General features: G+C 64.4%; 12 protein-coding genes. 4 read left to right on the top strand and 8 right to left on the bottom strand.

From position 1 onward, the window contains the following. The coding region (locus tag QZ213_RS15910; RefSeq protein WP_291687043.1) for an acyl-CoA dehydrogenase family protein at nucleotides 1–1,028 on the bottom strand (1,028 nt) is incomplete at its 3' end. A 149-nt stretch (nucleotides 1,029–1,177) separates the two neighbouring features. Here QZ213_RS15910 and QZ213_RS15915 point away from each other — a divergent pair. Then, nucleotides 1,178–2,083 (top strand): alpha/beta hydrolase, encoded by a 906-nt coding sequence (locus QZ213_RS15915; RefSeq protein WP_291687044.1) that lies wholly within the window; start codon nucleotides 1,178–1,180, stop codon nucleotides 2,081–2,083. 95 nt (nucleotides 2,084–2,178) lie between these two features. Here QZ213_RS15915 and QZ213_RS15920 read toward each other — a convergent pair whose 3' ends face one another. Then, nucleotides 2,179–2,637 carry a nucleoside deaminase gene (locus QZ213_RS15920; RefSeq protein ID WP_291687045.1) on the bottom strand — a complete coding sequence of 153 codons (459 nt, stop codon included), beginning with the start codon at nucleotides 2,635–2,637 and terminating at the stop codon, nucleotides 2,179–2,181. Nucleotides 2,638–2,790: 153 nt separating this feature from the next. Here QZ213_RS15920 and QZ213_RS15925 point away from each other — a divergent pair, with 153 nt between their 5' ends. Further along, nucleotides 2,791–4,941 carry a pseudouridine synthase gene (locus QZ213_RS15925; protein ID WP_291687046.1) on the top strand — a complete coding sequence of 717 codons (2,151 nt, stop codon included), beginning with the start codon at nucleotides 2,791–2,793 and terminating at the stop codon, nucleotides 4,939–4,941. A 7-nt stretch (nucleotides 4,942–4,948) separates the two neighbouring features. Then, a complete protein-coding gene (gene rsmD / locus QZ213_RS15930) occupies nucleotides 4,949–5,503 on the top strand; it encodes a 16S rRNA (guanine(966)-N(2))-methyltransferase RsmD (protein WP_291687047.1) in 555 nt (184 codons plus the stop codon). Nucleotides 5,504–5,661: 158 nt separating this feature from the next. Here the strand turns inward: rsmD and mutL are convergent, their stop codons facing one another. Further along, nucleotides 5,662–7,470, bottom strand: coding sequence for a DNA mismatch repair endonuclease MutL (gene mutL, locus QZ213_RS15935; protein WP_291687048.1), 1,809 nt, complete (start codon nucleotides 7,468–7,470; stop codon nucleotides 5,662–5,664). 346 nt (nucleotides 7,471–7,816) lie between these two features. Here mutL and QZ213_RS15940 point away from each other — a divergent pair, with 346 nt between their 5' ends. After that, nucleotides 7,817–8,134: a ribbon-helix-helix domain-containing protein gene (locus QZ213_RS15940; protein WP_291687049.1), complete on the top strand. Its 318-nt coding sequence runs from the start codon at nucleotides 7,817–7,819 to the stop codon at nucleotides 8,132–8,134. Nucleotides 8,135–8,225: 91 nt separating this feature from the next. Here the strand turns inward: QZ213_RS15940 and QZ213_RS15945 are convergent, their stop codons facing one another. From QZ213_RS15945 to arfB, 5 genes are all read right to left on the bottom strand, one after another. Continuing rightward, nucleotides 8,226–9,794, bottom strand: coding sequence for a GMC family oxidoreductase (locus QZ213_RS15945; RefSeq protein WP_291687050.1), 1,569 nt, complete (start codon nucleotides 9,792–9,794; stop codon nucleotides 8,226–8,228). Between the two features lie 39 nt (nucleotides 9,795–9,833). Next, nucleotides 9,834–10,382 (bottom strand): gluconate 2-dehydrogenase subunit 3 family protein, encoded by a 549-nt coding sequence (locus tag QZ213_RS15950; RefSeq protein WP_291687051.1) that lies wholly within the window; start codon nucleotides 10,380–10,382, stop codon nucleotides 9,834–9,836. Between the two features lie 64 nt (nucleotides 10,383–10,446). After that, nucleotides 10,447–10,842 (bottom strand): VOC family protein, encoded by a 396-nt coding sequence (locus QZ213_RS15955; protein ID WP_291687052.1) that lies wholly within the window; start codon nucleotides 10,840–10,842, stop codon nucleotides 10,447–10,449. After that, entirely contained in the window at nucleotides 10,843–11,163 is a 321-nt protein-coding gene (locus QZ213_RS15960) for a c-type cytochrome (RefSeq protein ID WP_291687053.1), read from the bottom strand. 200 nt (nucleotides 11,164–11,363) lie between these two features. Further along, nucleotides 11,364–11,783 carry an alternative ribosome rescue aminoacyl-tRNA hydrolase ArfB gene (gene arfB, locus QZ213_RS15965; protein ID WP_291687054.1) on the bottom strand — a complete coding sequence of 140 codons (420 nt, stop codon included), beginning with the start codon at nucleotides 11,781–11,783 and terminating at the stop codon, nucleotides 11,364–11,366. Between the last annotated feature and the right edge of the window lie 41 nt (nucleotides 11,784–11,824).

Below are 11,824 nucleotides of genomic sequence, written 5' to 3' on the forward strand. Positions count from 1 at the left end.
TGGTGCACCATATGGGCGAGATACACCTTGGCGATCGAGTTTTCCTGCGTCAGGTCCATGCCCTTTTCGGCCTTATAGGCGATGTGCAGCAGCATCAGCCGCCCGATGTAAAGTTGGCTGGCGCATTCGGCGAGCATGAACTGCACTGCCTGGCGGTCGGCGAGCAGCACGCCGAAGGTCGAGCGCTTTGTCACATGGGCCACCGCCATGTCGAGCGCGCGCTGAGCCTTGGCGATGTTGTGCATGCCGTGGCGCAGCCTGCCATAGGCGAGACGGTGCTGGCCCATGTTGAAGCCGTTGCCTTCGCCGCCGAGCAGATTGTCGGCTGGCACCTTGAGGTCCCTGATCTCGATTTCGGAATGGCCGCCGTGAATGGCGTCGGCATGCGGGCCCTCGATCGCCATGTTCTTGATGTTGCGCTTGATCCGGTAGCCGGGGTTCGGCAGTTCGACGATGAAGGTCGAATATTGCTTGTGGCGCGGCGCGCTCGGATCTGTCCTGGCCATCACCAGCGCGATGTCGGCGACGCTCGCCGAAGACGAGAACCACTTCTCGCCGTTGAGGATGTAATTCTCGTTGCCGTCCTTGACAGCCGATGTCTGCATGCCGGTGGCGTCGGCGCCGGCGGCCTTTTCCGTCATCGAGAAGCAGATGCGCTTCTCGCCGTTCAACAGCGGTTTGAGGAATCTTTCCTTCTGATAGTCCGAGCCATGGGCGAGGATCGTCAGCATCGAGGCATCATCGGGGCCTTGCGTGTTCATTGAGAGCGCGCCCAGCATGCTTTCGCCGAGCTCCATCTGCACCAGCGCGTTGGCGAGCGGGCCGAGGCCCATGCCGCCATATTCCTTCGGCACGAACGGGCACCACAACCCCCGCGCGCGGGCCTTGGTTCGCAGCCTGCCGAGCACCTCGTCGAACGGCCTGGTGTCCAGTTCCTTTTCGGCCGGGATGCATTCCTCCTGCACCCATTGGCGGACTTTTTCGCGGATCGCCTTGGCTTCGGCCGGTATCTCGAAGTCGATCGACATGGCATTTCCCCGTTCTGGTTTGTTGTTGGTCGGACTTGCCGGATGGCATATATCCGGGACGTGCCAGCGGCAACGACAAACAAAGTTTGAAGCAAGAGCTCATCGCCGAAAGCGGCGATGTCGCGACGGCCCGCAGGAGTGCCAAAGAGATGCCCGATCTCGCCGACCTGTTTCCCGGTTTTTCTTCCGAATGGATCAACACGAGCTCCGGGCGCGTCTTCGCCCGCGTCGGCGGCAAGGGGCCGCCGCTGTTGCTGCTGCACGGCTTTTCCGAAACCCATGTGATGTGGCACCGCGTCGCGCCGCAGCTTTTCGACAAATTCACGCTGATCGTCGCCGACCTGCCGGGCTATGGCTGGTCGGACATGCCCGACAGCGACAAGGATCACACGCCCTACACCAAGCGCGCGATGGCGCAGACGATGATCGAGGCGATGGAGCAGCTTGGCCATGTGCATTTTGCGCTCGCCGGGCACGATCGCGGCGGCCGCGTCGCCTATCGCCTCGCGCTAGATCATCCCGGACGGCTGTCGCGGCTCGCCGTGCTCGATATCCTGCCGACCTACGATTACTGGGAGCGCATGAACCGGCTCTATGCGCTGAAGATCTATCACTGGACATTTCTGGCGCAACCCGCGCCGCTGCCGGAAACGCTGATATCGGGCAATCCGGATTTCTTCCTCAAGCAGAAGATGGCGAGCCAGACCAAATCAAAGAATCTCGATGCGATCGACAAGCGCGCGCTGGAGCATTATCTCGCCGCGTTCCGCGATCCCTCGCGCGTGCACGCGATGTGCGAGGATTATCGCGCCGGCGCCTATGCCGATTTCGAGATCGACAAGAAAGATCATGACGCGGGAAACAAGATCACCATCCCGATGCTGGCGCTGTGGGGCGATGCCGGCATCGCCAGCTCAGCGGCGACGCCGCTCGACACCTGGAAGAATTGGGCGACCGACGTCTCCGGTGCTCCTGTCGATTCCGGGCATTTTCTGACCGAGGAAAATCCGGACGCGACCGCGAAGGCGCTGAAGGCGTTTTTTGTGGCGGGGTAGTTTTCGCCGTCATTCCGGGGCGCGCAGCGAACCCGGAATCTCGAGATTCCGTGTCTGGTCCTGACGGACCATCCCGGAATGACAAGATCTGAGGGTCACCTTCTCACCCTGAAAAAATCCTTCAGCAGCGTCGACGCCTCGGTTTCTCCCACCCCCGAATACACGTCCGGCACATGATGGCAGGTCGGCGAGGTGAAAAACCGCACGCCGGACTCCACCGCGCCGCCCTTGGGGTCGGCGGCGCCGTAATACAGCCGCCTGATCCGCGCAAACGAGATCGCGCCCGCGCACATCGTGCAGGGCTCCAGCGTGACATAGAGATCGCAATCGACCAGCCGCTCGGTCCCGATGGCCTCGGCGGCCTGGCGGATCGCCAGGATTTCGGCATGCGCGGTCGGATCGCGGTCGGTCAGCGTGCGGTTGCCGGCCGCGGCGATAACCTCGTAATCCCTGACAATGACGCACCCGATCGGCACTTCACCGGCTTTTGCGGCGTTTTTCGCCGTTTTCAGCGCCAAATCCATGAAAGAAGGCGCGGTCATCCCTCGTATCATCGGAAGAAACCTGCTACTGGAGGACCATTCAGCAAAAGTGGATACCGGTTTTGCGTGAGATTGCGCCTTGAGCCAAGAGCGCGCGCGTTATCGCTGTGACAGCCCATCCACATCCGCCTGATCGCCATTTCATCTATCAACGAGAGACTATTCATGCCCCGCGATAACGACAAAAACAACGATTCCCGCGGCCGGCGTGATCGGCCGGGAGCCGGCAAGGGAGGCGGTAAGGGCCGCTCCGGCGCCGCACGGGGGCCCGAGAAGAAGTTCGCCAAGCGCGGGTTTGCGGGCAAGAGCGAGGGTGACAAGCGCCCCTATGCCGGCAAGTCCGAGGGCGCAAGGTCGTATGACAAGAAGCCCTATGCGGGCGCCGGCAAACCTTACGCCGGCAAGCGCGAAGGCGCACCGCCGCGCCGCGACCGGGATGACGCGCCGCGGTCTCGCGGCGATCGTCCTGTTGGCGATCGTCCGCAGCGCTTCAACCGCGACGACCGTCCCCGCGGTGAGGATCGTGGCAGCGAAAAGCGTGCCTATACCCCGCGCGGCGATCGTCCGAATTTCAAACGCGATGACCGCGCACCGCGCGGCGAGGCCCGTCCGGCCTCCCGTTTCCAGGACAGGAAATTCGGCGAAAAAAAGCCCTACACGCCACGGGAAGGCGGCGGAGAGAAGCGACCCTATACCCCGCGCGGCGAGGGTTTTCGCAAGGACGGCGACCGCCCGCGGGGAGATCGCCCCTATAGTGCGCGGCCATCGCGTGATGGCGATCGGCCCGAGAGAAAGTTCGGCGGCGCCAAGAAGTTTTCGCCGCGCGGCGCGCCGGACCGGGGTCCGCGCAAGGATTTCGGCAGCCGCCCGGATCGGGGCAGGGAGCGCACTAGCGGAGCGGACGATCGCGGCGAGTCAAAACCGTGGCAGAAGCGCGATGCCAGTTCACCTGAGCATGTCGGGCGCAACGCCCGTCCGCCGCGCGATGGCGCGCGAAATTTCGAGAAGCGCAGTTACGACAAGCCGCGTTTCGATAAGCCACGTGAGGACCGCGGGGGCGACGAGCGTCCGCGGTTTTCGCGTCCCCGCGAGGACCGCCCCTCCGGGGATCGTCCGTTTCGCGAGCGGCCGAAATTCGATCGTCCGCGCGAAAGCGGCACCTCCTGGCAGGAGCATCCGCGCAGCGATTCCGATCGGCCGCGCCGCGACAACGAGAACGACAGCAAGGTCTTCGCCAAGCGCCCGGCGTTCGGCGGCCGCGGCGCCTATCGCGAGCGCGCGCCCGACGAGCGGCGTACCGCGCGGCCGCCGCGCGAGAAGAAATCCGGCGAGCGCATTGCGAAAGTGCTGTCGCGGGCGGGACTTGCCTCGCGCCGCGACGCCGAGGAATGGATCGTGCAGGGACGCGTCACCGTCAACGGCCGGCTCATCAATTCGCCGGCGCTCGATGTCACCGCCAACGACGTCATCACCGTCGATGGCAAGCCATTGCCGCCGCGCGAGCGCACCCGGCTGTTTCTGTATCACAAGCCGCGCGGGCTGATGACCACCCATGCCGACCCCGAAGGGCGGCCGACGGTGTTCGACAACCTGCCGGAGGGGCTGCCGCGGCTGATCTCGATCGGCCGGCTCGATTTCAACACCGAGGGCCTGTTGCTCTTGACCAATGACGGCGGTCTGGCGCGCGCGCTCGAACTGCCGGATACCGGCTGGCTGCGGCGCTACCGCGTCCGCGCCCATGGCGAGGTGACGCAGGGCCAGCTCGACGAACTGAAGAAGGGCGTCGAGGTCGACGGCGTCAAATACGGCCCGATCGATGCGACGCTGGAGCGCGACCAGGGCGCCAATGTCTGGCTGGTGTTTGCGATCCGCGAAGGCAAGAACCGCGAAGTCCGCAACGTGCTGGCGCATCTCGGCTTGGAGGTGAACCGGCTGATCCGGGTGTCCTACGGTCCGTTCCAACTGGCCGAACTCGGGGAGGGCGAGGTCGAGGAGGTCAAGACGCGCGTGCTGCGCGAGCAGCTCGGCGAAAAGATCGCAGCCCTCGCAGGCGCGGATTTCAACCGGCCAATGCCGGGCGAGCCGCTGGCAGCATCCGAGAGTGAAGATACCGCACCGCGCGAGAAAAAGCCGTTCAAGCCGGCCGGCAAGAGCGGACTGATCGCCGACCGCAAGGGCCGCCGCGTGCTGGTGCAGCGTACCGGCAGCGAGGAGGCACGGGCGCGCAACGAGGCCGAGGCCTCAGGCTACGGCCCGCCGCGCCGTCCACAGCGCGGCTACCACGGCAAGCGCGACCTGAAGCCAAAGGACGAATAGGTTAGCGATGCGTGTCGTCGGTGGACGGCTGAAGGGCCGCAACCTCGCGTCGCCGTCGTCGCGCGACATTCGCCCGACCGCGGACCGCTTGCGCGAGTCGCTGTTCAATATTCTCATCCACGCCTATGACGATCCGATCGAGGGCGCGCGGGTGCTGGACCTGTTCGCCGGCACCGGCGCGCTGGGCATCGAGGCGGTCTCGCGCGGTGCTGCGTTCGCGCTGTTCGTCGACAACGGCGCCGAGGCCAGGGCGCTGCTCCGCAACAATGTCGAGGCTTTGGGACTCGGCGGTGTGACAAAAGTGTACCGCCGCGATGCGACCGACCTCGGCCCGGCGCACCCGATGGAGCCCTTCTCGCTCGTGTTCCTCGATCCGCCCTACCGCATGAAGCTCGCCGAGAAAGCGCTGGCCTCGCTGCGCGATGGCGGCTGGCTGACGCCGGGTGCCTTGCTGGTGGTGGAAGAAGCCAAGGCGGCGGAATTCGCCACACCGGATGGTTTCGAGGAACTGGAGCGGCGGGTGTACGACGATACGGAGTTTGTGATTTTGAAGTTTGGCTGAATTCGCAAGCCGCCAGCCCAACCCTAACTCTCATGCCCCGCGAAAGCGGGGCATCCAGTATTCCAGAGGCTTTGGTAATTTATCTCGACCGCTGCGGCGTACTGGATCGCCCGGTCAAGCGGGGCGATGACAGCTTGTCGTGTTGAGGCGGTCCGCCTCTACCGTCTCCCGAACAGCTTCTCGATATCGCCCAGCTTCAATTCCACATAAGTCGGCCGGCCGTGGTTGCACTGGCCGGAATTCGGCGTGTCTTCCATCTCGCGCAACAGCGCGTTCATCTCTTCCGGCTTGAGGCGACGGCCTGCGCGCACCGAGCCGTGGCAGGCCATGGTGGCGGCGACATGCATCAGGCGCCGCTCCAGCGGCAGCGCCTCGTCCCATTCCTCCATATGCTCGGCGAGATCGCGCAGCAGCGCGCCGGCATTGGTCCTGCCGAGCAGCGACGGCGTTTCGCGCACCGCGACCGCGCCGGGGCCGAAGGATTCGATCGCAAGGCCGAACGAGGCCAGTTCGTCGGCGCGCGCCAGCAGCCGCTCGACGGTGGCCTCGTCGAGCTCGACGATTTCCGGAATCAGCAAAATCTGCCGCTGCACACCGTTCTTCGCCAGCGAGGCCTTCAGCCTCTCGTAGACGATGCGCTCATGCGCGGCGTGCTGGTCGACCACGATCAGGCCGTCGCGGGTCTGCGACACGATATAGGTCTCGTGGATCTGCGTCCGCGCTGCGCCGAGCGGCCGGTCGAGCAGATCGGCCGGCACGTCTTCCTGGAAGCGCACGTCGGCGGTGGGCGTGCCGACGTCGAACGCGGCTTGTCCGGGTTCGGCGAAGGCGGTTGCCGCCGAGCCTTCGAAAGCGGGCATGGGTCCGACCGGATAGGCCGGCGAGCGCCGCCAGTCCCAATTGGCGCGCGGCGCAAACGACGGGCGGAACGAGGCGAGCGCGGCGCCGTCGCTGTTGGCCGCGGTGCGCCTGCCTTCGCGGGCAAGGCCTTCCTTCAGCGCGTGCACGATCAGCGCCCGCACCAGGCCGGCATTGCGGAACCGCACTTCGGTCTTGGCGGGGTGCACGTTGGCGTCGACCTCGGCGGAATCCAGCGTCACGAACAGCGCGACGACGGGATGGCGGTCGCGCGGCAGATAGTCGGAATAGGCCGCGCGCACCGCGCCGAGAATGAGCTTGTCGCGAACGGGGCGGCCGTTGACGAACAGATATTGCCCGAGCGCGTTGGCGCGCGTCAGCGAGGGTGCGGCGGCGAAGCCTTCGACCACGACGCTTTCGCGCTCGGCCCGCACTTCGATTGCGCAACCGCGAAAATCGTTGCCCAGGATGTCGCCGAGCCGCGTCAGCCGGCCGGCAGCGCCAGGCAATGCTGCGGCCCAGGTGACGGGCGCGCGCTCCTCGCCGGCCAGCGCAAACGCAATGTCGGGCCGCGCCATGGCCAGCCGACGCACCACTTCGCGGATCGCCTCCGCTTCGGTGCGGTCGGTCTTGAGAAATTTCAGCCGCGCCGGCGTTGCGTAAAAGAGATCGCTGACCTCGACGCGGGTGCCATGGCTGAGTGCCGCCGGCATGATCGCGGATTTCACCCCGCCTTCGACCGACAGCGACCAGGCATGCGGTTCCGAGCCATGGCGCGTGGTGATGCCGAGCTTCGCCACCGCACCGATCGAGGGCAGCGCCTCGCCGCGAAACCCCAGCGTGCGGATCCGCAAGAGATCCTCGTCGTCGAGCTTGGAAGTGGCATGGCGGTCCACGGCGAGCGCCAGATCGCCTGAGCTCATGCCGCTGCCATCGTCGGTGATGCCGATCCGCCGCCGTCCGCCGCCGTCGGTGAAAATGTCGATCCGGCTGGCGCCGGCATCGATGGCGTTCTCGACCAGCTCCTTGACCACGCTCGCCGGACGTTCGACCACCTCGCCGGCGGCGATGCGGTTGACGATCTGTTCTGGGAGTTGGCGGACGGGCATGGGTTCTGGGCGACTCGGGCGAAACGGAAGCCCCAATCTAGGCGCTTTCGCCCGGCGGCGGGAGGGCGAGGTCACTGAATACCCGGGCGGTTTCGTCGGCTCTCCCCGCTGTTCACGCCAAAACAGTGCCGATCGGCTGGTTCTGGCCGCGGCACCACTGCTTGCAACCGGTCCGCGCAAGCTGAACCCAAACGATCGCCACAAAAAAGACGCGGGGAAGCAAAGGGATGCGGTCTGCTCGTGCGTGCGGTTTGGTACCGGCGCAGCTTCGGGAACGGAACGTTGTGAGCCGTGCCGACTGGGTATATCGTTTGGAAAAGTTATAAAAACGTCGGGAGGGATGCAAATGTGCCAGCTGTTCGCTCACCAGCCTCAACGTGACTATGAATCGCAGACCAGATCGCTCCGGATCGACGGCCATTGCACGTCGATCCGGCTGGAGATGGCGTTCTGGGATACGCTGGAGGAAATAGCGAGCAAGCAGGACATGAGTCTCGCGAAATTCCTCTCATGCCTGCACAGCGAGGTGCTCGATCATTGCGGCGAAGTGCATAATTTCGCTTCGCTGCTGCGCTGTTCCTGCCTGATCTATCGGTCGAAGGCCGCGGCGGCGACGCCCGATTTTCTCGAGGGCGCTGCGCCGAGGCTGGTCGCGGCCGAATAGCCGCATCAATCGCGGACGGCTTGGCGCCGGCGGATTTCAACGGACCCCGGACACGCCGTTGGCGTATCCGGGTTGGCCACGTGGTGCCGTGCTAGATTTCCTTTCGCTGCATGGCGCCGGCGATATGGTCCGCCTGCCGGATGGCAAGCGCGACGATGGTCAGCGTCGGGTTGCAGGCCGCGCCGCTGGTGAACTGGCTGCCGTCGGAAACGAACAGATTCTTGATATCGTGGGTCTGGCCGAATTTATTCACGACACCGTCTCTGGCCTTGGCGCTCATGCGGTTGGTGCCGAGATTGTGGGTGCTGGGATAAGGCGTGGTCGGATAGGTCACGGTCGCGCCGACCGCCTCGTAAACCGCCGCCCCCTGTTTGTAGGCGTGGTCGCGCATGGCGATGTCGTTGGGGTGATCGTCGTAGTGGACGCTGGCGACCGGCATGCCGAACTTGTCCTTGGCTTTGGGATCGAGCGTGATGCGGTTGGTTTCCTGCGGCATGTCCTCGCCGACCAGCCACATCCCGGCCATCCGCGGATACCCCTCCATCGCCGAGGTGAACGGCCGGCCCCACGCGCCCGGATTGAGGAACGCCGCCATGAAGGGAAGGCCCAGCGACAACGTCTCCATTTCATAGCCGCCCATGAAGCCGCGCGACGGATCGTGCTTGGCCTCGTCGCGGATGATGCCGGCCATGGTGGTGCCGCGGTACATGTGAACCGACTTGTCGAAGACCGCGTAGACGCTGCCGGTCATGTGACGCATGTAGTTGCGGCCGACCTGTCCGGAACTGTTGGCGAGGCCGTCGGGGAACGTGCTGGACGCGCTGTTGAGAAGCAGGCGCGGGCTCTCGATCGAATTGCCGGCGACGGCGACGATGCGCGCCTTCTGGCGCTGCGTCTTTCCGGCCTCGTCGGCGTAGACGACGCCCGTGACCTTGCCCGCTGCATCGTGCTCGATCTTGAGCGCCATGCTGCCGGGACGGACTTCAAGGTTGCCGGTCGATTCGCCCTTCGGGATTTCCGTATAAAGCGTCGACCACTTCGCGCCGGACTTGCAGCCCTGGAAACAAAACCCGATCTGCTGGCATGAGCCGCGGCCGTCGCGCGGCTCGCTGTTGATCGCCATCCGTCCGGTGTGGACCTCCTTGTAGCCGAGCTTCCTGGCGCCGGCTTCCATCACCTTGAAATTGTTGTTGCCCGGCAATCCCGGGATGTTGTTGGTGCGGGTGACGCCCATCTTGTCTTCGGCCTTGGCGTACCAGGGCTCCATTTCGGCAAGCGTGATCGGCCAGTCCAAGAGATTGGCGCCGGGCACGCCGCCGTACGTGCTCTTGACCCGGAATTCGTGTTCGTCGAACCGCAGCGACGCGCCGGCCCAATGCACCGTCGATCCGCCGACCGATTTGACGATCCACGCCGGCAGGTTGGCGAAATCCTTGGCGACGCGCCAGTTGCCGGATGTCGTCCGCATGTCCGTCCACGCCAGCTGCGTGAAACTCTCCCACTCGTTGTTGATGAAGTCCTGCAGCTCGACCCTTGGCCCGGCCTCGAGGATCACGACCTTGACGCCCTTCTGCGCCAGTTCGTTGCCGAGCGTTCCGCCGCCGGCGCCGGAGCCAACGATCACCACCACACCATCGTCATTCAGATCGAATTTTGCCATTTGATATCCTCCCAACTGATGTTCTGTCCGATGTCGTGTTCAGACCTTCGGCAGCCAGTCGATGTCGTTGAAACCGCGCTTGATGTAGCCGCCATGTTCGGCGGACGAGCCCTCGTAGCCGAATTTCGGCCACAGCTCTTCCTGGTTGTAGAGCGAGACCACGAGGTCGGAGCGGACCTTCTTGAAGAAGTCGGTCTGCTCGATGCCCTGCAGCAGCACGACGCGGTCGGCCTCCCAGGGGACTTGAACGTAGGCAACCTTGTGCCGGTCCTGCGCGTCCTGGTCGAGACGGCGAACGCCATCCTCCAGCAGCGCCTTGACGGCGGGATCTTTCGCCGCCTTGGCGTCCCACGGCTTGATGGCGGTGATGTAGTAGCTGTCGACCAGCATGTCGTGCGGATAGATATCGCGCGCCACTTTCACGAGGGTCTTCAACGTCGCGGGAGCAAGCGTGGTCGCGTCCGCGGCCCACGCGTCCTCGATGCCGAGACCGGCGCTCGCCGCAACGGCGGCGACCGGAACGGCGCTCGCCGCACCCTGCAGAAAGATTCGGCGATTGAATTTGCTTCGTCGGTCGATTTCTCTCATGGGTATCCTCCGTTGAATGTTTTTGGGAATTTTTTTGGGATGTTTTCTTGTTGGTTCTAAGCGCTCAGCCGAAGCGACCACCTTTCTGGATCACTTCGATCTTGTAGCCGTCGGGGTCGGAGACGAAGAAGAAGCGCGCCAGCGTGGCGCCGTCATGCTTGAAATCGCGCAGCGGCCCCGGCGATAATTTCTCCCGCGCGAAACGGGCGTGTTCGGCGTCGAGATCGTCGACCACCACGGCGAGGTGGCCGTAGCCGTCGCCCAGTTCGTAGGCCTGCTTGCGATCGAAATTCACCGTCAGCTCGACTTCGAAAGACGACGACGGATGACGCAGATAGATCAACGTAAAGTCCGCAAATTTGAGATGATCGGCGACCTCGAGCCCGAAAGCGCGGGCGTAGAAGTCGAGCGATCTGGCCTCGTCGAGCACGCGAATCATCGAGTGGACCGGCTTTGCCATTCAGTGCAGCTCCTTGAGATAGCTCACGATCGCCATGCGAATTTCGGATTTGGGCTGTCTGTAAGCCATGACCGCGCCCGGGATCATCGCTTGCGGATTCGTCAGCCACTCGTCGAGCTTCTGCTCGTCCCATTTGAATTTTGCAGTCGCAAAACCCGCCGAATAGCGAAATCCCTCGATCGTTCCGGCCTCGCGTCCGACGATATTGAAAAGGGTCGGTCCTTGCCGCGCCGGATCGGAGGCGTTGGTCGTGTGGCATGTCGCGCATTGCTGCCTGAACAGCGCGGCACCGTCCGCCGGCTTTGCCGCTGGCAGGGACATCTCTGCCGACGCGACAACGACCATCGATGTCGCGCTGCAAAATGCTAGACCCATGACAAGTGCCGCACGTCGTTTTTGCATGACTGTTACCGTTGGCGCGGATCAAGCTTAAGTCGTCGCGAACAAGCGTTGGTAGTAGCGGGCTGTTTTTGGTGGAACAAAGCGCCATCGCGTTGCACGCGGCTTAGCGCAAAATGGCCTCAATCGTCGAATCGCGCCGAACCGCGCTTGGCCTTGACGTCGCTGCGGCGCTTCTTGCCTTCCAGCCGGCGTTGTTTCGATCCCAGCGTCGGCCGGGTCGCCCGCCGCGGGGTGGGCCGCACCATGGCCTCGCGCAGCAATTCGAGCAGGCGGTCGATGGCATCGGCGCGGTTGCGCTCCTGGGTGCGGAAGCGCTGGGCATGGATCACGATCACGCCATCCTTGGTCATGCGCTGTCCGGCGAGCCGGTTCAGCCGCGCCACAGCATCTGCCGGCAGCGTGATCCGGCGCGTATCGAACCGCAACTGCGCGGCGGTCGAGAGCTTGTTGACGTTCTGCCCGCCCGGGCCGGAGGCGCGGACGAAGGAGATATCGATGTCGTTCTCGTCGATGGAGAGGTCGCGGGAAATCCGCAGCATGGCGTCACCGAAAGGCCGCGTATCCCCCGATGGGATTCGGC

The sequence above is a fragment of the Bradyrhizobium sp. genome (genome assembly GCF_017881085.1).
GTDB lineage: Bacteria > Pseudomonadota > Alphaproteobacteria > Rhizobiales > Xanthobacteraceae > Bradyrhizobium.

Bases quoted from the DNA above. Each gene is read 5' to 3' on its own strand.
- QZ213_RS15915 (WP_291687044.1), top strand. From the start codon at position 1,178: ATGCCCGATCTCGCCGACCTGTTTCCCGGTTTTTCTTCCGAATGGATC.
- QZ213_RS15920 (WP_291687045.1), bottom strand. From the start codon at position 2,637: ATGATACGAGGGATGACCGCGCCTTCTTTCATGGATTTGGCGCTGAAA.
- QZ213_RS15925 (WP_291687046.1), top strand. From the start codon at position 2,791: ATGCCCCGCGATAACGACAAAAACAACGATTCCCGCGGCCGGCGTGAT.
- rsmD (WP_291687047.1), top strand. From the start codon at position 4,949: ATGCGTGTCGTCGGTGGACGGCTGAAGGGCCGCAACCTCGCGTCGCCG.
- mutL (WP_291687048.1), bottom strand. From the start codon at position 7,470: ATGCCCGTCCGCCAACTCCCAGAACAGATCGTCAACCGCATCGCCGCC.
- QZ213_RS15940 (WP_291687049.1), top strand. From the start codon at position 7,817: ATGTGCCAGCTGTTCGCTCACCAGCCTCAACGTGACTATGAATCGCAG.
- QZ213_RS15945 (WP_291687050.1), bottom strand. From the start codon at position 9,794: ATGGCAAAATTCGATCTGAATGACGATGGTGTGGTGGTGATCGTTGGC.
- QZ213_RS15950 (WP_291687051.1), bottom strand. From the start codon at position 10,382: ATGAGAGAAATCGACCGACGAAGCAAATTCAATCGCCGAATCTTTCTG.
- QZ213_RS15955 (WP_291687052.1), bottom strand. From the start codon at position 10,842: ATGGCAAAGCCGGTCCACTCGATGATTCGCGTGCTCGACGAGGCCAGA.
- QZ213_RS15960 (WP_291687053.1), bottom strand. From the start codon at position 11,163: ATGTCCCTGCCAGCGGCAAAGCCGGCGGACGGTGCCGCGCTGTTCAGG.
- arfB (WP_291687054.1), bottom strand. From the start codon at position 11,783: ATGCTGCGGATTTCCCGCGACCTCTCCATCGACGAGAACGACATCGAT.